Below are 20,224 nucleotides of genomic sequence, written 5' to 3'. Positions count from 1 at the left end.
GGCGGCTACGGCAGGTGCCGGGGTCGGCTCGGGCGCGGGTGCCGGTGCAGGCGGCGTCTGCGCCGGCGGGGCGGCGGGAGCACCACTGCCGATCACGGCGAGCTTGCCGCCGACCTCGACGACGGCGTCGGTCTCGGCGCTGATCTCCAGCAGGGTGCCGGCGACCGGCGACGGGATCTCGGTGTCGACCTTGTCGGTGGACACCTCGACCAGCGGCTCGTCGACGGCGACGGTGTCGCCGACCTGCTTGAGCCAGTTGGTCACGGTGCCCTCGGTGACCGACTCGCCCAGTGCGGGCATCACCACGTCGGTGCCGGAGGCGCCACCGGTCGCGGGGGCCGGTTCGGCAGCGGGAGCGGGCGCCGCCGGAGCGGGCTCGGCGGGAGCGGCGGGCTCGGGAGTCGGCTCGGGGGCCGGTGCGGCGGGTTCGGCAGCAGGGGCGGGCGCCGCCGGAGCGGCCTCGCCGGCCTCGCCGATGACGGCCAGTTCACCGCCGACCTCCACCACGTCGTCCTCGGCCGCGACGATCTTGACCAGCACACCGGCCGCCGGGGACGGGATCTCGGTGTCGACCTTGTCGGTGGAGACCTCCAGCAGCGGCTCGTCGACCGCGACGGTGTCTCCCTCCGCCTTGAGCCACCGGGTCACGGTTCCTTCGGTGACGCTTTCACCCAATGCGGGCATCTGGACGGAGAAGGCCATTGCTGTTGACTCCTCGAGCTAGTTCGTTTGTGGCAGGTGTGACGCGAGTGGTGGTGCGTCGGTCGCCTGGGCGGCAGGGATGGGCGCCGCTCACTGCAACCCTACAGGCGAAGTCTCAGCCGTTCTCGGCGATGTCCTCGATCACTGCGATGAGCGTTCGCACGGGCACGCCGGTGCCGCCCTTCGGGTTGTAACCCCAGGTCCCCCCGGAGTTGAACGCGGGGCCCGCGATGTCGATATGCGCCCATGCCTGGCCGGCGGGCACGAACTCCTTCAGGTAGGTCGCGGCGGCCAACATCCCGCCGAAACGGTGTGGGGTCACGTTGGCCATGTCGGCCACTCGAGAGGCCAGATCGGCGCGCAGTTCCGGCGGGATGGGCATGGCCCACCCGTTCTCGCCGGCCTCGCGGGAGAGTGTGGCGACGCGGTCGCGGAACGCGCGGGTCCCCATCACGCCCGGCGTGCGGGTGCCCAGCGCGACCATCTGCGCACCGGTGAGGGTGGCGGTGTCGATGAGGTAGTCCGGGTCGTCCTGGAGGGCGCGCACGATCGCGTCGGCCAGGATCAGACGCCCCTCGGCGTCGGTGTTGAGCACCTCGATGGTCTTGCCGCCGTACTGGGTGAGGACGTCGCCGGGGCGCTGGGCGGTGCCCGACGGCATGTTCTCGGCCATCGGGACGGTCGCGGTGACGGCGGTGTCGACGGCCAGCCGGGACGCGGCGATGACGGCGGCGATGACGGCCGCGGCGCCGCCCATGTCCGAGGTCATGTGGTCCATGTTCGCGGCGGGCTTGATGGAGATGCCGCCGGTGTCGAAGGTGATGCCCTTGCCGACCAGTGCGAGCGATGCGGCGCCCTTCTTGCCGGTGTGCGTCAGGCGGACGAGGCGCGGCTTGCGGGAGCTGCCCTTGCCGACGCCGATGATGCCGCCGTAGCCCTCCCGCTCGAGCTTGGCGTCGTCGAGGATCTCGACCGTCAGGCCGTACTTCTTGCCCAGCGCGGCCGCACGCTTGGCGAATTCCTCCGGATAGAGATGGCTGGGCGGCGTGTTCACGAAATCGCGGGCGATGGCCACCGAGTCGGCGACGGTCACCGCATGGGCCAGCTCGTTCTTGGCCTCGGCGTTCTTGGCGGTGACCAGCAGGTGGAACTTGGTGGGCACGGGGGAGTCGGTCTTAGTGCCCTTGGCGTCGTCGGCGGAGCGGAACAGCTCGAACCGGTAGGCGCCGAGGAACAGCCCCTCGACGACGGGCCCGATGGCCAGGGCGGACAGTGTGGTCGAGACCGTCGCGTGTCCGGCCAACTCGCGGGCCGCGATCCCGGCGGCCTGGCGCAACGACTCGGCCGCAGCACTCGCGGCGTCGGTCTCGCCGGCGTCGGCCTCGTCGTCGGCGTCCAGCGCGCCGAGACCGACCGCCACCACCACGTCGACGTCGAGCCCGATCGGGGCCGGCACCCGGGTGATCTCCCCGTGCTTGCCAGTCGCCCCCACGGCGGTCAGGCCGCGCTCCACCGCCTCGGCGGCCGCGTCGTCGACGATGCCGTCCCCGATGATCAGGACGGGGGCGTCGCCGTCGTCGGCGGGCAGCGCGAGACCGATCAGCAGGGCGCTGTCGGCGCGGGCGAGGGAGGTGGCGAGGTCGAATTCCGGGCCGCGGACCCGGTCGGCGGTGTCAGAGTGGCTCACGACACCCAACTCTGCCACAGATCCCCGGTCGCCCTCGGGCTAGTCTTTGCCCATGGCTGACGCGAACGAACTCCTCGACGGACCCCTCACCGAGCAGCACCGCGAGCTCGGTGCCACCTTCGCCGGATTCGGCGGCTGGAACATGCCGGTGTCCTACTCGGGCACGGTGGCCGAACACAACGCGGTCCGCAACGCGGTCGGCGTCTTCGACGTCAGCCACCTCGGCAAGGCGCTGGTCGTGGGTCCGGGGGCGGCCGAGTTCTGCAACTCGACGCTCACCAACGACCTGGGCAAGATCGCGCCGGGCAAGGCGCAGTACACGATGTGCTGCACCGCCGACGGCGGAGTCATCGACGACTTGATCGCCTATCTGGTCTCCGACGACGAGGTCTTCCTCGTGCCGAACGCGGCGAACACCGCGACGGTCGTGGCCGAGCTGCAGAAGGTCGCGCCCGAGGGCATCACGATCACCGACCAGCACCGCGACTACGGCGTGTTGGCCGTGCAGGGCCCCCGCTCGACCGAGGTGCTCGAGGCGCTCGGCCTGCCCACCGAGATGGAGTACATGGCCTACGCCGATGCGGCCGTCGACGTCGACGGCGAGAAATACCCGGTGCGCGTGTGCCGCACCGGCTACACCGGTGAGCACGGCTACGAGGTGCTGCCCAAGTGGGACGACACGCCCGCGGTGTTCGGCGCGATCCTGCGCGAGGTCACCGCGCGAGACGGCCTGCCCGCGGGCCTGGGCGCCCGCGACACGCTGCGCACCGAGATGGGGTACGCGCTGCACGGGCACGAGTTGAGCACCGACATCACGCCCAACCAGGCCCGCACCGGATGGGCCGTCGGCTGGGACAAGCCGGCGTTCTTCGGCCGTGACGCGCTGCTCGCGGAGAAGGCCGCCGGCCCGGCCCGGCGCCTGTACGGCCTGCGCGCCACCGGTCGCGGCATCCCGCGCGACGGGTGCGCGGTGCTTCGCTCCGAGGGCGGTCAGAACATCGGTGTCTGTACGTCGGGCACCTTCTCGCCGACCGCCCAGGTCGGGATCGCGCTCGCGCTCATCGACACCGCGTCCGGGGTGAAGAAGGGCGACCAGGTCGTCGTCGACGTGCGCGGTCGTGCCCTGCCCTGCGAGGTCGTGCTGCCGCCCTTCGTCGAGTCGCACGTCTGACGAAAACCCGCTTGAACCTGCCCGGTAGGCTGGAGCCATGACCTTGGACTTCACCCGTACGCTTCATCCGCACGCCCTGCCGGAGTCGCGTCGCGCGGAGATCCTCGTCGAGCCGGGCTTCGGCAAGCACTTCACCGACCACATGGTGATGATCGACTACGACACGACCCGCGGGTGGCACAACGCGCAGGTCAAGCCGTACGGACCGATCGCCCTCGACCCGTCGGCGATGGTCCTGCACTACGGCCAGGAGATCTTCGAGGGGCTGAAGGCCTACCGGCAGCCGGACGGCTCGATCGCCGCGTTCCGGCCGGAGGCCAACGCCGAGCGCCTGCAGCGGTCCGCCGAGCGCCTGGCGATGCCGCCGCTGCCGACCGACGACTTCATCAACTCGCTGCGCGAACTGCTCGCCGTCGACCACGGCTGGGTGCCGGCCGCGGGCGGCGAGGCGGCGCTGTACCTGCGTCCGTTCATGTTCGCCTCGCAGGCCGGCCTCGGTGTGAACTCCCCGTCGGGGGAGTACCGCTACGCGGTCATCGCCTCGCCGGCCGGACCGTACTTCTCTGGCGGCATCCGCCCGGTCAGCGTGTGGCTGTCCCGCGAATACGTCCGCGCCGCCCCCGGTGGGACCGGCGCCGCCAAGTGCGGCGGCAACTACGCCGCGGCCTTCGTCGCGCAGGCCCAGGCGACCGAGCACGGTTGCGACCAGGTCGTCTGGCTCGACGCCGTCGAGCGCCGCTTCATCGAGGAGATGGGCGGCATGAACCTCTTCTTCGTGTTCGGCTCCGGTGCCGACGCGCGATTGGTCACCCCGGAGCTGTCCGGGTCGCTGTTGCCCGGCATCACCCGCGACTCGCTGTTGCAGCTGGCCCTGGACGCCGGCTTCGCCGTGGAGGAACGGCGCATCTCGGTCGACGAGCTCAAGACCGGGGTCGCCGACGGCGCCATCACCGAGGTCTTCGCCTGCGGCACCGCCGCCGTCATCACCCCGGTCGGCCGGGTGCGCGGGGAGTCCGAGGACTACACGATCGGCAACGGTGAGCCGGGCGAGGTCACCATGGCACTGCGCGACACCCTGACCGGCATCCAGCGCGGCACCTTCGCCGATACGCACGGCTGGATGACCGAGCTGCACCCCGCCGAGGCGGTCAGTCCGGCGTAACCGCCAGGACCTCGATCGCCGCGGCGACCACCGGCAGCGCCGCGAGCGCCCCGGTCGCACCGCCGCGGTTGATCCCGAGGTCGAGCAGCGGCGTCAGACCGAGGCGCTGCAGCGCGATCGGGTGGGCCGGGTGCGCGCTCACCTGACCGGCGACCCACCATTCGGCGGCCCCCGGGGCGAGGGTGTCCGCGAGCAGTGCCGCGGCCGTCACCGGTAGGTCGTCGACAATCACCGGGGTGCGCCGCAGGGCGGCCTGCGCCAGGAAGCCGGCGATCGCGGCCAGGGTCGGCGACCCGGCGGCGTCGACGAGCGCGAGCGGGTCGGCGGATAGTCCGCGGGTGCGCCACATGCCGTCGCGGACCGCGGCGGTCAGGGCGATCCAGTCGGCGGCGTCCATCGTCGGCCCGGTCCCGACGACCTCGACGGGTTCCTTCGCGGTGAGCGTGCCGACGATGACGGCGGCCGCGACGTCGTCGCCGGTGCCGACGCCGCCGGCGACGAGCAGGTCGGCACCCGCGTCGACGAGGTGGTCTGCTGCCGCGCGACCCGCCGCGAGTGCGTCACCCGCGTCGCCGGTGGTCGCGACGTTCTCGATGCGCACGCTCGCCCCGGTGCGCTCGGCCAGCACGGCGGTCGTCGGGGGGACGGTGGGGGCGTCGGTGAACAGGACGACGGTCGGCGCGGTGATCGGGCGCGGGGGACAGGTCCCCTGACAGGCACTGGCCCAGATGCCGATCTCCTCGAGTCGGCCCAGCGAGGCGCGCGGCCCGACGGAGTGCTCCTGGAGTCGACGGGCGGCGTCGGCCGCGTCGGTGTCGGGTGCGGTGATCTCCGCAAACCCGACCCCTTCGCCGACTGGGCGGAGATTCTCGCCGAGTGGGCGGTCGTCGTCGCCGAGTGGGCGATCGACCGACGCCGAGTGGGCGATCGACCGACGCCGAGTGGACTCCCGCATCGCGCCGAGTGGACTCCCGTCGAGCGGCAGGACCCGCCCGGCCACGATCAGGACTGCGCGGTCCACGGCGTCGGCGACCGCAGTATTGACCCGTCCGATGTGTTCCTGGCGCGCCTGCTGGTTCTTGGCGACCAGCGACAGGCCCACCTCGCGGGACACGACCACCACGTCGGCGTCGTGTTCGGCGATCGCGGCGCACAGCTGCGCGACGGCGTCCTCGCCCGGTCCGGTCGCCGCCCACACGTCGAGATCGGTGAGGAGGACCGGCCCAGGTGCGTCGCGCAGGGCGGTCGCGGCCCCGTCGCCGACGGCGATCACGGTCGACGGACCACTCAGGAGTCGCTCCGCGTAGTCGGACTCACCCGACGCGGCGCCGCCGAGGACCAGGGTGCGCATCGGCGGTCAGACCTCGTCGCCGCGCTCGACCTGGGGCTTGGGGACCCGCAGGCGGCGCATCTGCAGGCAGCGCGACGCGGCGTACCAGCCGAGCTTGAAGCCGCCGTCGGTGGAGTCGGGGTACCGCTCGCGGACGCGATTGTTGACCATCTTGCCGACGTAGACGCAGTCCGCGACGACCAGTGCGACGAACAGGAGCAGCGCGAGGCTGACGACCGCCGAGAACTTGGGCAGCGCGTAGACCAGGACGATGAACACCAGGGCCAGCGGGGTGAACAGCCCCGCGAAGTTGCGGCGCGAGTCCACCAGGTTGCGCACGTAGCGGCGCACCGGGCCCTTGTCCTTGGGGAGCATGTACTCCTCGTCGCCGGCCAGCCGGCGCTCGCGGACCTCGTTGCGCAGTTCACGCTGCTTGGCCCGGGCCTGCGAGCGCTCCTCCTTCGACATCGTCGTGCGCATTTCCTTGCGTCGCGCGCGAGCCTCGGAGCGGGTCATCGGCGGTGGCGCGACCGGTCCGCGCTTCTTCGTCGCCTCGCGGCGCTTGGGCGTCGGGCGACCCTTGCCCTCGGTGTATCCGGCCTTACGCGTCTCCGGCGTCGAATCGGCGCCGACGCCGGCGTTGGTCGTGTCGTCGGCCTCGTCGGCGCTGTTCTGCCACGGCATTCTCACCCTGTCGAGCCTAGGCGATCGGCGGCGCCGGAGTGCCCGAGGGCTGCCTATACTCCGGGGCCATGGCCCAGCGCGTCGTCGTGGCACCGGACGGATTCGGATCGACGCTGTCCGCGGCCCGCGCCGCGGCCGCGATCGGCCGGGGGTGGTCGTCGGCGCGGCCGGGCGACGAGGTGATCGGCAAGCCGCAGTCGGACGGCGGCCCCGGCTTCCTCGATTGTCTCGCCGACGTGGGCGAGGAGCGGTCGGCGGTCGTGCGCTCCCCGCTGGGTGAGTCGGTGTCCGCGCGCTGGCGCGTCGACGGTGGGACCGCGTATCTCGAATGCGCGCAGGCCTGTGGACTGCACCTGGTCGCGACGCCCGACCCGTTGACGGCCGTGGCGGCGAAGAGCGCGGGAGTGGGTGACCTCATCGCCGCGGCGCTCGTCGAACCGGGGGTGCGGCGACTGGTCGTCGGTCTCGGCGGATCGGCGACCACCGACGGCGGTCGCGGGATGCTCGACGCCCTCGGCGGGGGGACGTCGGCAGCGCGGCTGCTGAGCGGGATCGACGTCGTCGCGGCCACCGACGTCGACAACCCGCTGACCGGGCCGCGCGGCGCGGCGCAGGTGTTCGCGCCGCAGAAGGGCGCCGACCCGGCGGCGGTCGAGGAACTGGCCGCCCGGTTGCGACGGTATGGGGCGGACCTGGACGGTCTGGCCGGGCGGCCGGTGAGTGCCGAGCCCGGCGCGGGCGCCGCCGGGGGCATCGGTGCCGCGTTGTTGGCCGTCGGAGCCCGACGAGTGTCGGGAGCCGGGTTGGTCGCCGAGGCGACCGGGCTGCCCGCGGCGGTGCGCGAGGCGGACCTGGTGATCACCGGCGAGGGGCGGCTCGACGAGCAGACCGCCGGCGGGAAGGTCGTCGCCGGGGTGGCGGCGCTGGCGACGGGCATCCCGGTGTTGGCGCTCGTCGGCGAGTGCGCGCTGGCCGACCCCCGATCACTCGGTTTGACCGCGGCGCATTCGCTGATCGACCACGTCGGGCGCGACCGCGCGCTGGGCGACGCCGAATCGGCGCTGGAATCGATGGCGGCACGGGTGTCCGCGGATTGGCGCGACCCGCGGGAATAGTCGGCGATGGAGTACCGTTGTTACAAGCGACCTGACGACAAGGGAGTTCACCCATGACCGTTTCGAACGAGAGCGACACCACGACCGCCACCGGCGTCATCCTGACGGATTCGGCGGCGGCCAAGGCCAAGGCGTTGCTCGACCAGGAGGGCCGCGACGACCTCGCGCTGCGCATCGCGGTGCAGCCGGGCGGTTGTGCGGGCCTGCGCTACCAGCTCTTCTTCGACGACCGCTCGCTCGACGGTGACGTCGTGAGCGACTTCGGCGGCGTCAAGCTCGCCGTCGACCGGATGAGCGCGCCGTACGTCCAGGGCGCGACCATCGACTTCGTCGACTCGATCGAGAAGCAGGGCTTCACCATCGACAACCCGAACGCCACCGGCAGCTGCGCCTGCGGCGATTCGTTCAACTGATCTGACCCGAGAGGGGCGGTGGGCGGCATCGGCCGCCCGCCGCCCCTTTCTGTTCGCCCCGCTCATGTCCACCGCGGGCGGACCGGTAGCGTGGCCCTCGTGTCTATTGCCGTATGCGGGTCCCTTGCGACCGACCACCTGATGAAATTTCCGGGCAAGTTCTCCGAGCAACTGCTCGCCGACCAGCTCGAACACCTCTCGCTGAGCTTCCTGGTGGAAGACCTCGTCGTGCGGCGCGGCGGCGTCGGCGGCAACATCGCCTACGCGCTCGGCGAGCTGGGCGGGTCGCCCAAGCTCGTCGCCGCGGCGGGTTCGGATTTCGGCGAGTACCGCACCTGGCTCACCGACCACGGCGTCGACTGCTCCGGTGTCAGCGTCTTCGACACCGCGCACACCGCACGGTTCATGTGCACCACCGACGAGACGATGGCCCAGCTTGCCAGCTTCTACGCCGGCGCCATGTCGCGCGCCGGTGAGATCGACCTCGTCGCGGTGATGGACAAGATCGGCCGACCCGACTTGGTGCTGATCGGCGCCGACGACCCCGAGGCCATGGTCAACCACACCAAGGCCTGCCGCGACGCCGGCATCGACTTCGCCGCCGACCCGTCACAGCAGTTGGCCCGCCTCGACGGCGACACCGCGCGCACCCTCATCGACGGAGCCAAGTACCTGTTCACGAACGAGTACGAGTGGGGCCTGTTGCAGCAGAAGACCGGTCTGTCCGCCGACGACGTCGCGAAGCTGGTGCAGGTGCGCATCACCACGCTGAGCGAGAAGGGCGTGGACATCGTGCCGTCCGACGGCAGTGCGGCGATCCACGTGCCCGTCGTCCCGGTGCGCAACGCGATCGACCCCACCGGTGTCGGCGACGGCTTCCGCGCGGGCTTCCTGTCGGCGCTCGAGGGCGGGCTGTCCTACGAGCGCGCTGCGCAGCTCGGATCCATGGTCGCGGTCCTGGTGCTCGAGAGTGACTCGACGCAGGGCTGGTCGTGGGACCTGGGCGCGGCGACCGAGCGCCTGGACGGCGCGTACGGAGAGCAGGCCGCGAGCGAGATCGCGGCCCTGTTTGCCTGACGCCGAGCGTGCCCGGAATTCCGCCGAGCGTGCCCGGAATTCCGCCGAGCGTGCCCGGCCGGGACTAGAGGCGCACCGGGTACTGGTGGTCCTCGATGTTCGGCACGATGGTCTTCTCCACGAAGATCCCGTGCCAGACCATGAAGATCAGCACGTTCCAGATCCGTCGGCTGTTGTCGACGACCCCGTTGCGGTGCTCGTCGAGCATCTGCAGCACGAACTGCTTGTTGATCAGCTCGTCGGTCTGTGAGTTCTCGATGATCTGATGCGCCCAGTCGTACATCTCGGTCTCGGCCAGCCACAGGCGGATCGGGACCGGGAAGCCCAGCTTCTTCCGGTGCAACACGTGCGGCGGGATGATCTCCTCGATCGCCTTGCGCAGCGCGTACTTGGTCGTGCCGTGGGCGATCTTCTCGTCGGCGGGCAGCGCGGAGGCGACGCGCCACACCTCGTTGTCGAGGAACGGGACGCGCAGCTCGAGGGAGTTCGCCATCGTCATCTTGTCGGCCTTGACGAGGATGTCCCCGCGCAGCCAGGTGAACAGGTCCAGGTGCTGCATGCGCGCCACCGGGTCCCAGCCGACCGACTCCGCGTAGATCGGCGCGGTGACGTCGGTGTGGGTCCACTCGGGGCGGTAGTCGCGCAGCACCTTCTGCAGGCGCGCGTCATCGAAGCTGCGGGCGTTGCCGTAGTAGCGCTCCTCCATCGACATCGAGCCGCGGTGCAGCAGGCTCTTGCCGCGCGTGCCCTCGGGGATCCGGTCGCTGATGCGGCCGGCGGCACGTCGGGCGAAGCCCGGCAGCTTGTCGAAGGCCGCCAGCGACAGCGGCTCCTTGTAGATCGTGTAGCCGCCGAAGAGCTCGTCGGCACCCTCACCCGACAGCACGACCTTGACGTGCTTGCGCGCCTCCTGCGCCAGGAAGTACAGCGGGACGAGCGCCGGGTCGGCGACCGGGTCGTCGAGGTACCAGACGATCTCCGGGATCGCGTCGATGAACTCGCGCGGGCTCACGACCTTGATCTCGTGGCGCACGCCGATCGCCTCGGCGGTTTCGGCGGCGACGTCGATCTCCGAGTAGCCGTCCCGCTCGAAGCCGGTGGTGATGGTGATGAGGTCCGGGTTGTGCTGGCGGGCGAGTGCCGCGACCAGCGTCGAGTCGATGCCGCCGGACAGGAAGGAACCGACCGTGACGTCGGCGCGCATGTGCTTGGCCACCGAGTCCTTCAGGACGTCGGTGATCTCGTCGTAGCGGGACTGGCGGGTCTCTGCGGTGAACGGCTTCACGTCGAAGCGCGGGTTGAAGTACCGCGTGACCGTGGGGGAATCACCGGGGGAGAGGGTCGCGTAGCAACCGGACTCGAGCCGGCCGATGCTGGCGTGCAGGCTCTCCGCCTCGGGGACGTACTGCAGCTCGATGTAGTGCTCGAGGGCGCGGTGGTCGAGCGACTCGTCGAGCCCGAGGCGGTCGAGGAGTTCGAGCAGGCTCTTCTTCTCGCTGCCGAAGGCCGTGCCCTTGGGGCCGGTGGCCAGGAACAGGGGCTTGATGCCGAACGGGTCGCGGGCCAGGAACAGCCGCCGCGTCTCGGTGTCCCAGATGGCGAAGGCGAACATGCCGCGCAGGCGTCGCACGGCCTCCTCGCCCCAGTAGTGGAAGGCGGCGACGATGGTCTCCGAGTCCCCCTCGGTGTGCATCGGGGCGTCGAACTCGGCGATCAGCTGCTCGCGCAGCTCGACATAGTTGTAGATCTCGCCGTTGAAGACCAGCGCGTAGCGCTCCGGGTTGTCGGCGGGACCCCAGCGCAGCGGCTGGTGGGAGTGCTCGATGTCGATGATCGAGAGCCGGTTGAAGCCGACGACCAGGTCGTCGTCGTGCCACGTGCCGGACTCGTCCGGACCCCGGTGCCGCATGCAGTGCGACGCGGCGGCGACCAGGTCGACGGCGGTGTCGGCCGTCGCGTCGGAGGTCAGCAGACCCAGCAATCCACACACGGTGTTCTCGCCCCACTTTCTCCAGCGGGCGACTCGCTCCGCTGATCAAACGTCGAGTCGAGTATGCCGTAGCGACCGGCCGGACTCCGACTCGCCCAGATCACCGGCCCCAATCGCAACGTTTTGAGCGGGTTGGTCTACGCTGCGTAGTACTAGATGCAAGAATTGTCTTGCAGTCATGTTGCGTCGAATTTGGGCGTGCTCGGGCCACGGTCCGCGGTGCGGCCGGGTGAGCAGGAAGGCATGAAATTGACACACGATGGACGGTCCACGGCGCGCGGCGCCAAGGGCGCATCGCGCAAGGTCAAGCGGGTCGCCCTGGTGGTCGCGTTGGGCCTCGCCACGCTGGTCATGACCGGTTGCGGACCGCGTGAGGCGCTCCGCTTCGGTTGGCCCACCGGTGTGACGCCCGAGGCCGAGGCCATGGGTCACCTGTGGACCTGGGCCGTGATCGCTTCCCTGGTCGTGGGCTTCATGGTCTGGATGGTGATCTTCTGGTGCATCGCCTTCTTCCGCCACCGCGAGGGCGACGACGCGTTCCCGCGTCAGACCGCCTACAACATGCCGGTCGAGCTGATCCTGATCACCCTCCCGTTCCTGGCCATCGCGGTGCTGTTCTACTTCACCGTCGTCGTCGAGAACAAGGTCGAGGGCAAGATGGACAACCCCGACGTCGTCGTCGACGTCACGGCCTTCCAGTGGAACTGGAAGTTCGGCTACGACCAGGTCCGCCAGCCGGACGGTTCGATGAAGTCGTACGCGACGAAGGAATCCCCGTTCAAGCTGCAGGAACAGCGCGAAGCCACTCACGGCCACGAGCCGCTGCCGCTGCCCGCCGGCGGTCGTGACGACAAGATCCGCGACTACCTGCGCTACTCGAGCATCGAGACGCTGGGCACCCCGTCGGAGATCCCCGTCCTGGTCCTGCCGGTCGGCAAGCGCATCGAGTTCAACCTCGCCGCGGCCGATGTCATCCACTCGTTCTGGGTGCCGGAGTTCCTGTACAAGCGCGACGTCATGCCGTTCCCCAAGCAGAACCACCAGGACCCGCGTTTCCAGATCGAGAAGATCACCCGCACCGGTGCCTTCGTCGGCCGCTGCGCCGAGATGTGTGGCACCTACCACGCGATGATGAACTTCGAGATCCGCGCGGTGAGCCCGGAGGACTTCGACCGGTACATCGCGCTGCGGTCCAACGACAAGCTGAGCAACGCCGACGCGTTGAAGGCCATCTGCCAGGTGCCCGTCTCGGTCACGACGGTTCCGTTCGAGACGCGTCGTCGTACCCACGGGGACACCCCGAAGGACATCGGCAACGCGTTCGACACCCGGCAGCCCAACTGCACGCCGCGACCGACTGGAGCACCCGCATGAAAGTAGAAGCCCGGATTTTCGAGCTGCTGACCGCGTTCTTCATCATCGGCGCCGTCATCTACACGGTTCTCACCGGACTCTCCTCCAAGGGCGTCGAGTGGGCGGGCGCGACGGCGTTCTTCTTCGCCGGCGGCCTGACACTCATCACCGGCACGTACTTCCGGTTCGTGGCGCGCCGCGTCGAGATCCGCCCGGAGGACTACGACGAGGCGGAGATCGAGGACGGTGCCGGCGAGCTGGGCTTCTTCAGCCCGCACAGCTGGTGGCCGATCCTGGTGTCCGCGGGTGCGGCCCTGTTCGCCGTCGGTTTTGCGACGCGGAACTTCTGGTTCGCGATCTTCGCGGCCGGGGTCATCGTGATCACCGCCGCGGGCCTGGTCTTCGAGTACCACTGGGGCCCGGAGAAGCACTAGACCGTTCTTACCGACGACCGCCGCATCCGACAGGATGCGGCGGTTTTCGTTTGCCCGCACTTCCGCCGAGTGGGCGGTCCAGCAACGTCGAGTGGGCGGTCCAGCAACGCCGAGTGGGCGGTAAACCACTCGCTGGTCAGGCGGTGCGGGTTGTAGCTTCGTGCTATGCCGCACGCTCAGATCGAAGTACGACGGTCCTGGACGGTCGACGAGGAGATCGCCATCATCGACGCCGTCCACGAGGCCCTGGTGGCCGCGTTCCGGATCCCGGTCGGGGATAAGCACATCCGCTTCATCGAGCACCAGCCGCATCGATTCGCGGCGCCGCCGTCGCTGTCACAGCCGGACTATCTGACGATGGTCCACATCGACTGCTTCGCCGGACGATCCGTCGAGGCAAAGCGACGGCTCTACCGGGAGATCGTCGAACGGCTGGAGGTGCTGGGGATTCCGCGCGATCAGGTGTCCATCGCGGTTCGCGACCTCCCCGTCGAGAACTGGGGTATTCGCGGCGGCCAGGCAGCGTGCGACGTCGACCTGGGCTTCAACGTCGGCGTCTAGACCGCCCACTCGGCGTGGTTGGACCGCCCACTCGGCGTCGCTGGACCGCCCACTCGGCGTCGCTGGACCGCCCACTCGACGGTGGTGGGGCCGCCGGGAGCGGGCAAGAGGAGGGGGGGCAGAAGCACTAGAAAGGCCGCCAGGAGCGATCCTGGCGGCCTTTCTGTGGGCTTCTGCGGGCCCGGGGCTACTCGAGCGGGTTGCCGTTCTGCGACTGCAGCTCGCGGAGCACCTTGTGCTCGGCGACATGGGCTTTGTGCTCGAGGTCGGCGTTGAGCTCCTGCTCGTCGGCGGGGTCGGCGAACAGCAGTCCACCCGTGCCCGGCGAGCCGGCGGCGCCCAGCTTGTTCATCTTCTTGGGGATCGCCGCACCCTCGTAGGGGAGCGGGATCGGGTGACCGTGGTCGTCGACCGGGCCGAGCGGCTGGTGCACCTCGATGTACTCACCCTGCGGCAGGCGCTTGATGATGCCCGTCTCGATGCCGTGCTCGAGGACTGCGCGATCGCTGCGCTGCAGACCCAGGGCCCAGCGGTAGGCGACGAAGTACGCGAGCGGCGGCACGACCAGCAGACCGATGCGGCCCATCCACGTCGTCGCGTTCAGCGAGATGTGGAACTTGTAGGCGATGATGTCGTTCATGCACGAGACCGTGAGGATCGTGTAGAACGCGATGGCCATCGCGCCGAGGCCGGTGCGGACGGGAACGTCGCGCGGACGCTGCAGCAGGTTGTGGTGCGCGTCGTCGCCGGTCAGCTTCTTCTCGATCCAGGGGTACGAGAACATCAGGCCGAACATGATGCCGATGGCCACCACGACCCAGAAGATCGCGGGGATCGTGTAGTGGCCGAGGTAGATCTCCCACGGCGGCATCAGACGGGCGAAACCGTCCGTCCACTGCATGTAGATGTCCGGCTGCGAACCGGCGGAGACCTGCGACGGGTTGTACGGTCCGATCTGCCAGACCGGGTTGATCTGGAAGATGCCCGCCATGAGCGCGATCAGGCCGAAGGTGATGGCGAAGAACGCGCCGGCCTTGGCGGCGAACACCGGCAGGATCCGGACACCGACGACGTTGCGCTCGGTGCGGCCGGGGCCGGGGAACTGCGTGTGCTTCTGGTACCAGACCAGCGCGAGGTGCGCGCCGATCAGGGCCAGCAGGATGGCCGGGAACAGCAGCACGTGCAGCACGTACATGCGCGGGATGATGATGTCGCCGGGGAAGTCGCCGCCGAACAGGCCCCACTGCAACCAGGTGCCGATCAGCGGGATGCCCAGGACGATGCCGCTCATCGCGGCGCGGACGCCGGTGCCCGACAGCAGGTCGTCGGGGAGCGAGTAGCCGAAGAAGCCCTCGAACATCGCCAGCAGCAGGATGATGCAGCCGATGATCCAGTTGGCCTCGCGCGGGCGGCGGAACGCACCGGTGAAGAAGATGCGCGCCATGTGGATCATGATCGATGCCGCGAACAGCAGCGCGGCCCAGTGGTGCACCTGGCGGACGAACAGGCCGCCGCGCACCTCGAAGGAGATGTTCAGCGTGGTCTCGTAGGCGCGGCTCATCGTGACGCCGTTGAGCGGCTGGTAATCGCCGTGGTAGATGACGTGCGCCATCGACGGGTCGAAGAACAGCGTCAGGTACACGCCCGACAGCAGCAGGATGATGAACGAGTACAGCGCCACCTCGCCCAGCAGGAAGGACCAGTGGGTGGGGAACACCTTGTTGATCTGCCGGCGCAGGCCCGCGGCAAGGTGGTAGCGCGAATCGACTTCTTCGGCCTGGCTGCCCAGGCGATCAGCAATGGTTGTCATGACTTCCGCTCCCAGAAGGCCGGTCCGACGGGCTCGATGAAGTCGCCGGCGGCGACCAAGTAGCCCTGGTTGTTCACCGTGATAGGCAGCTGTGCCAGCGCGCGGGCGGCCGGGCCGAAGATCGGCTTGGCGTACTCCAGCGCGTCGAACTGCGACTGGTGGCACGGGCACAGGATGCGGTTGGTCTGCTGCTCGTACAGCGACGTCGGGCAACCGAGGTGGCTGCAGACCTTCGTGTACGCGTAGTAGTCGCCGTAGTTGAAGCTCTCCTGGCCCTTGCGCTTGACGACCTTCTGGGCGTCACCGGGGCGCAGGCGGATGAGCATCACCGGGTTGCGCACCAGGCGCAGCCCCTCGAGGAGCTTGTGACGCGACTCCTCGGTCTCGCCGTGGCCGTCCGACGGGCGCCACGGGAAGACGGTCTCCATGCCGCCGGCGTCGAGGTCCTCCGGGCGGATGAGCGCGACCTGGTACGGATTGCCGGTGTCGCGGCGCAGGAAGATCGTCTCGTTGGGGCTCTCCGGCGGGTTGTAGATCGGCGACCAGCCCGAGTGCCACAGCGGGGCCTTGTCGCGCAGCGCCCACGGGTTCTTGATGAACCCGCCGAGGGCGGCGACCAGGCCGGTGAGCGCGAAGGCGCCCAGACCGAAGGCGGCCGAGCCGAGGATCATCTTACGACGGGGGAGCGTCGAGGTCTCGAGCGCATCGCCCAGCAGCGCCGCGGTCGTCTTCTTGTCGACCTCGGTCGACCCGCCGTCGTGGCGGTCCTGGACCGAGATCTCCGCGGGGATGAACTTCTTGGTGATCTGCACGACGCCGATGCCGATGGAGAGGATCGCCAGACCGAAGGTGACGCCCAACAACGGCGTGTTGTACGAGTACAGCCAATAGTTCGGCTGGTCCGGCATGACGAACTTCCAGTGGTTGAACAGGAAGATCACCAGGCAGGCGAGGGCCGACACACCGGCGAGGGCGAACCAGAACGCGACCAGGCGCGCGGCGCGCTTCTCGGCCTTCGTTCCCGGAACGGGGAAGCGCGGCTCGCGGTGCAAGATCTCGACGCCGTCGAGGTTGGTGCCGAGTTTGACCAGTTCGTCGCGGTCCATCGCGGCGAGTTCGTCCTTGGTCGGGGTGTTCTCAGTTGCGCTCATGACCGCGATCCCATCCACATTGCGAAGCCGACGATCGCACCGATGCCGACCACCCACATCAGCATGCCCTCGCTGACCGGGCCGAAGCCGCCGAGGCCGAGGCCACCGGGCTGCTTGGTCTCCGAGGAGTACTTGATGAAGCCGATGATGTCCTTCTTCTCCTGCAGGGAGAGCTGGCGGTTGCTGAACTTGGGCATGTTCTGCGGCCCGGTCAGCATCGCCGTGTAGATCTGCTGCTCACTCGGCGGGTCGAGGTTCGGGGCGAACTTGCCCGACGACAGTGCGCCGCCGCGACCGGTGAAGTTGTGGCAGGACGCGCAGTTGAGGCGGAACAGCTCGCTGCCGCGGCCCAGGTTGGTGCCGCGCAGCGACTCCTGTGCCACCACCGGGATGCCGTCCTTGTCGGTTTTGACGGTGCCGTCGGCGTTGCGCTCGTAGTACACCTGCGGGCCGCCGGACACCGACTGGACGTACTTGCCCAGCTGGGTGATCTGGGCCTCGGTGAACTTGGCCGGCTTGCGGGTGGCCTGCGCGTCGTTGCGGGCGGCGGGCATGCGGCCGGAGGCGACCTGGAAGTACACCGCCGCGTCACCGACGCCGATGAGCGACGGTCCGCGGTCCTCGACGCCCTGCAGGTTGTTGCCGTGGCAGCTGATGCAGGAGGTGTCGTACAGCTGCTTGCCGGCGTCGATCATGGCCTGCGACTGCGTGTTCGGGTCGGCGACGGCCACCTGCGCCTGCGGGGTCAGCAGGGCGGTGATCACACCGGCCGAGAGGAGGCCGGCGAGCAGGAGGATCGTTCCCGAGGCGCGGCGGCGCAGCTTGCGGCGCGCCTTGGCCGCGCGGGCCGAGGGGGCGGCCGGTGCCGGCTCGTGGGTGGGATCCGACGGTCGCGGTGGAGATGTACTCATTTGTGACTCTCTACTAAGCGGACTGACCGGGGCTGGAAGTCGGGGACTAGCGGATGAAGTAGATCGTGACGAACAGGGCGATCCACACGATGTCGACGAAGTGCCAGTAGTACGACACGACGATCGCGGCGGTGGCCTGGGCCGGCGTGAACTTCGAGAGCCACGTGCGGGTCAACAGGAAGATGAAGGCCACCAGGCCGCCGATGACGTGCAGGCCGTGGAAGCCGGTGGCCATGTAGAACACCGAGCCGTAGGCGCTCGACGACAGCGTCGTGCCGTGCTGCACCAGGTGGATGTACTCGTAGGCCTGGCCGCCGACGAAGAAGGCGCCCATGAAGAACGTCAGGATGTACCACCGGCGCAGACCGAACACGTCGCCGCGCTCAGCGGCGAAGACGCCCATCTGGCACGTCACCGACGAGAGGATCAGCACGGTGGTCACGGGGACCGCCAGCCAGAGGTTGAGCTCGGTCGGCGGCATGGGCCATTCGCCGGTCGAGTTGTTCGCCCGCGCGACGAAGTACATCGCGAAGAGTCCGGCGAAAAACATGAGCTCACTGGAAAGCCACACGATCGTGCCGACGCTGACCATGTTGGGACGGTTCAGCGAGTGCACCCGAGCCGTGATGGCCGTTGACGGGGTACCTGCAGCGCTAGTCACACAAGAAGTATGACGGTTCGTAGTAAAGCGTGACCACCGGGGTCGCGAAATTGGTCCAACATTTTGCGGCGACGCAGGTCGGACAACGTCGAAACGGGTGTCTCGGCGTGTCACGGAGGGGCTCATCTGCCCGGTTTCGGTGTTCGCAACCGCCCTCGGACGGCTCGTTTAGGGTGGACGCGTGAGCAGCGAGCAGCCGGAACTGAGTTGGCCTTTCGTCCTCGGCGAGGTGTCGGAGAATCGAGACCTGACCGTCGACCAGGCGCGCTGGGCGATGAACGAGATCATGGCCGACGCCGCGACGAGCGCGCAGATCGCCGCCTTCGGGTTGGCGGTCAAGATGAAGGGCGCCGCGCCGAGCGAGCTGAACGGGCTCGCCGACGCGATGCTCGAGCACGCCAACCGGGTGCGGATCGACGGCGACGCGGTCGACATCGTCGGCACCGGTGGCGACCGCTCGCACACCGTCAACATCTCCACGATGACCTCGATTGTCGTCGCCGCCGCGGGCGTGCCGGTCGTCAAACACGGCAACCGGGCCGCGTCGTCGAAATCAGGTGGCGCCGACGTGCTCGAGGCACTGGGCGTCGCCATCGGTTTGGACGCCGAGGGCGTGGCCCGCTGCGTCGACGAGGCGGGGATCGGCTTCTGCTTCGCCCCGGTCTTTCATCCGGCCTTCCGGTTCACCGGCCCACCGCGCAAGGAGCTGGGGGTGCCGACCGTCTTCAACGTCCTCGGCCCGCTGACCAACCCGGCGCAGCCGCGCGCCGGCCTCATCGGCTGCGCGTTCGAAGACCTGGCGCCCGTTCTCGCGCGGACCTTCGCCGACCGCGGTGCGTCGGTGTTGGTCGTGCGCGGCGACGACGGCCTCGACGAGTTGACGACGACGAGCACCTCGACGGTCTGGCAGGTCGTCGACGGCGTCGTGACCAAGCACCGGCTCGACCCGCAGGGCGACCTGGGCCTGGCCCGCGTCGAGCTGGCAGCGCTACAGGGCGGCGATGCCCGGGACAACGCGGAGGTCGCGCGCGAGCTCTTCGCGGGGAAGACGGGGCCGGTGCGCGACGCGGTTCTGCTCAACGCCGCGGCCGCGCTGGTCGCCGCGACGCAGACCGCCCCGATGACGCGCGACGAACTGGTCGATGCGCTGAAGGCCGCGATGACCAGGGCCGCCGAGGCCATCGACACGGGTGCGGCGGCCGATCTGTTGGCGCGCTGGGCGGCGCTCAGCTCTACGCTCGCCGACGCCTGACGGCGCTCAGCTGGACTATTCGCTACGGCGCTCAGCTGGATCATTCGCCTACGGCGAAGCCCGCCTCGGTCTCCTTGCTCGCGTAGCTACGGAAGGCGATGTGGGTGGTCGTGTGCGCCACGCCCTGCAGGCGGTTGATCCGATTGGTGACCACCTCGGCCAGGCCCTCGTGGTCGCGGACCCGGACCTTGGCGATCAGGTCGACGTCGCCCGCGCAGGAGTAGACCTCGGTGACCCCGTCGATGTCGGCGACCGCCTGGGCGGTCTCCGGGATCGAGTGGACGTCGGCGCTGATCATCACGAATGCGGTGAGCATGTCGACCAGGGTAGCCACCGACGGCCGCCCGGCAGCGACTATCGGCCGCGAGCGGTGCGCGCCGCCGCGGCCCATCGCTCCCACCCGCAGGCGGAGTGGCGGGGCAGGGCCAAGCCGGCGGTGGTGTCGACGATGCGGGCGTCCGGGGCGGTCACCCACCGGTAGACGAGCGCGGCCTCCTCGGCGGGTGCGCCGCGCAACGGGCCGTCGTCGGGAACGATGGTTTGCGCCGAGGCGAGCACCGCCTCGACGACCGGCATCGGTGGTGCGCCGCGCGGGACACTGCCCGCTCCGGCCAGTCGCCCGTGCCGGACCACGGCGAGCCGCCACCCGCCGGTGTCGTCGGGTCGGGCGATCACGAGTTGCTCGATCGCGCACAGCGCGCGCAGGCGCTGCCCGCGGGCGAGCGCGGCGATGACGGCGGCCAGCCGGTCGCGGCGCCGC

19 protein-coding genes and 1 pseudogene are annotated in these 20,224 nt (G+C 69.6%); 9 read left to right on the top strand and 11 right to left on the bottom strand.

Annotated elements, in window-relative coordinates:
* Positions 1–702, bottom strand: a 702-nt coding sequence (locus QM634_RS14840) for a biotin/lipoyl-containing protein (protein WP_415043548.1), incomplete at its 3' end; no start/stop codon positions are given.
* A gap of 115 nt (positions 703–817) precedes the next feature.
* Positions 818–2,389, bottom strand: a complete 1,572-nt coding sequence (locus QM634_RS14835) for a leucyl aminopeptidase (protein ID WP_415043547.1) — start codon at positions 2,387–2,389, stop codon at positions 818–820.
* A 52-nt stretch (positions 2,390–2,441) separates the two neighbouring features.
* Between QM634_RS14835 and gcvT the strand changes: the two genes are divergently transcribed.
* Entirely contained in the window at positions 2,442–3,560 is a 1,119-nt protein-coding gene (gene gcvT, locus QM634_RS14830; RefSeq protein WP_415043546.1) for a glycine cleavage system aminomethyltransferase GcvT, read from the top strand.
* A gap of 37 nt (positions 3,561–3,597) precedes the next feature.
* Positions 3,598–4,722, top strand: a complete 1,125-nt coding sequence (locus tag QM634_RS14825) for a branched-chain amino acid aminotransferase (protein WP_415043545.1) — start codon at positions 3,598–3,600, stop codon at positions 4,720–4,722.
* On the opposite strand, the gene QM634_RS14820 is transcribed toward QM634_RS14825, so the two are convergent.
* Both QM634_RS14820 and QM634_RS14815 read right to left on the bottom strand, forming a co-directional pair.
* Positions 4,709–6,073 (bottom strand): bifunctional adenosylcobinamide kinase/adenosylcobinamide-phosphate guanylyltransferase, encoded by a 1,365-nt coding sequence (locus tag QM634_RS14820; protein WP_415043544.1) that lies wholly within the window; start codon positions 6,071–6,073, stop codon positions 4,709–4,711. The two genes, QM634_RS14825 and QM634_RS14820, sit on opposite strands and share 14 nt — an antisense overlap.
* Before the next feature lie 6 nt (positions 6,074–6,079).
* Positions 6,080–6,742 (bottom strand): DUF3043 domain-containing protein, encoded by a 663-nt coding sequence (locus QM634_RS14815; protein WP_415043543.1) that lies wholly within the window; start codon positions 6,740–6,742, stop codon positions 6,080–6,082.
* Between the two features lie 62 nt (positions 6,743–6,804).
* Between QM634_RS14815 and QM634_RS14810 the strand changes: the two genes are divergently transcribed.
* The 3 genes from QM634_RS14810 to QM634_RS14800 all read left to right on the top strand — a co-directional run bounded on the left by QM634_RS14810 (position 6,805) and on the right by QM634_RS14800 (position 9,341).
* Complete coding sequence (locus QM634_RS14810; RefSeq protein ID WP_415043542.1) at positions 6,805–7,851, top strand: glycerate kinase; 1,047 nt, start codon at positions 6,805–6,807, stop codon at positions 7,849–7,851.
* A gap of 53 nt (positions 7,852–7,904) precedes the next feature.
* Entirely contained in the window at positions 7,905–8,264 is a 360-nt protein-coding gene (locus QM634_RS14805) for a HesB/IscA family protein (protein WP_415043541.1), read from the top strand.
* 99 nt (positions 8,265–8,363) lie between these two features.
* Positions 8,364–9,341, top strand: coding sequence for a carbohydrate kinase family protein (locus QM634_RS14800; protein WP_415043540.1), 978 nt, complete (start codon positions 8,364–8,366; stop codon positions 9,339–9,341).
* A gap of 64 nt (positions 9,342–9,405) precedes the next feature.
* On the opposite strand, the gene asnB is transcribed toward QM634_RS14800, so the two are convergent.
* Positions 9,406–11,331, bottom strand: coding sequence for an asparagine synthase (glutamine-hydrolyzing) (gene asnB, locus QM634_RS14795; RefSeq protein ID WP_415043539.1), 1,926 nt, complete (start codon positions 11,329–11,331; stop codon positions 9,406–9,408).
* Between the two features lie 243 nt (positions 11,332–11,574).
* Here asnB and QM634_RS14790 point away from each other — a divergent pair, with 243 nt between their 5' ends.
* From QM634_RS14790 to QM634_RS14780, 3 genes are all read left to right on the top strand, one after another.
* A complete protein-coding gene (locus tag QM634_RS14790) occupies positions 11,575–12,705 on the top strand; it encodes a cytochrome c oxidase subunit II (RefSeq protein WP_415043538.1) in 1,131 nt (376 codons plus the stop codon).
* The gene (locus tag QM634_RS14785) at positions 12,702–13,118 is read left to right on the top strand and encodes a cytochrome c oxidase subunit 4 (protein ID WP_415043537.1); all 417 of its coding nucleotides are present in this window, start codon (positions 12,702–12,704) and stop codon (positions 13,116–13,118) included. Before QM634_RS14790 ends, QM634_RS14785 begins: the two co-directional genes overlap by 4 nt.
* A 165-nt stretch (positions 13,119–13,283) precedes the next feature.
* The gene (locus tag QM634_RS14780; protein WP_415043536.1) at positions 13,284–13,679 is read left to right on the top strand and encodes a tautomerase family protein; all 396 of its coding nucleotides are present in this window, start codon (positions 13,284–13,286) and stop codon (positions 13,677–13,679) included.
* A 187-nt stretch (positions 13,680–13,866) separates the two neighbouring features.
* Here QM634_RS14780 and QM634_RS14775 read toward each other — a convergent pair whose 3' ends face one another.
* From QM634_RS14775 to QM634_RS14760, 4 genes are read right to left on the bottom strand one after another with little or no spacing between them, the layout of a single operon-like run.
* The gene (locus QM634_RS14775; RefSeq protein WP_415043535.1) at positions 13,867–15,489 is read right to left on the bottom strand and encodes a cytochrome b; all 1,623 of its coding nucleotides are present in this window, start codon (positions 15,487–15,489) and stop codon (positions 13,867–13,869) included.
* Entirely contained in the window at positions 15,486–16,640 is a 1,155-nt protein-coding gene (locus QM634_RS14770) for a ubiquinol-cytochrome c reductase iron-sulfur subunit (RefSeq protein ID WP_415043534.1), read from the bottom strand. The genes QM634_RS14775 and QM634_RS14770 overlap by 4 nt, the downstream gene beginning before the upstream one ends.
* Complete coding sequence (locus QM634_RS14765; RefSeq protein WP_415043533.1) at positions 16,637–17,551, bottom strand: c-type cytochrome; 915 nt, start codon at positions 17,549–17,551, stop codon at positions 16,637–16,639. Before QM634_RS14765 ends, QM634_RS14770 begins: the two co-directional genes overlap by 4 nt.
* A gap of 46 nt (positions 17,552–17,597) precedes the next feature.
* Positions 17,598–18,212, bottom strand: a complete 615-nt coding sequence (locus tag QM634_RS14760) for a cytochrome c oxidase subunit 3 (protein ID WP_415043532.1) — start codon at positions 18,210–18,212, stop codon at positions 17,598–17,600.
* Positions 18,213–18,393: 181 nt separating this feature from the next.
* Between QM634_RS14760 and trpD the strand changes: the two genes are divergently transcribed.
* Positions 18,394–19,464 carry an anthranilate phosphoribosyltransferase gene (trpD, locus tag QM634_RS14755; protein WP_415043531.1) on the top strand — a complete coding sequence of 357 codons (1,071 nt, stop codon included), beginning with the start codon at positions 18,394–18,396 and terminating at the stop codon, positions 19,462–19,464.
* Positions 19,465–19,504: 40 nt separating this feature from the next.
* Here the strand turns inward: trpD and QM634_RS14750 are convergent, their stop codons facing one another.
* Both QM634_RS14750 and QM634_RS14745 read right to left on the bottom strand, forming a co-directional pair.
* A complete protein-coding gene (locus QM634_RS14750) occupies positions 19,505–19,780 on the bottom strand; it encodes an Lrp/AsnC family transcriptional regulator (protein ID WP_415043530.1) in 276 nt (91 codons plus the stop codon).
* Positions 19,781–19,818: 38 nt separating this feature from the next.
* Positions 19,819–20,224: pseudogene (locus QM634_RS14745) on the bottom strand (hypothetical protein); the annotation flags it as partial.

The organism is Gordonia sp. (in: high G+C Gram-positive bacteria) (assembly GCF_047606305.1).
Lineage (GTDB): Bacteria > Actinomycetota > Actinomycetes > Mycobacteriales > Mycobacteriaceae > Gordonia.
Note: the sequence above shows the minus strand (reverse complement) of the source record. Positions and strands in the feature narration are given on the sequence as shown.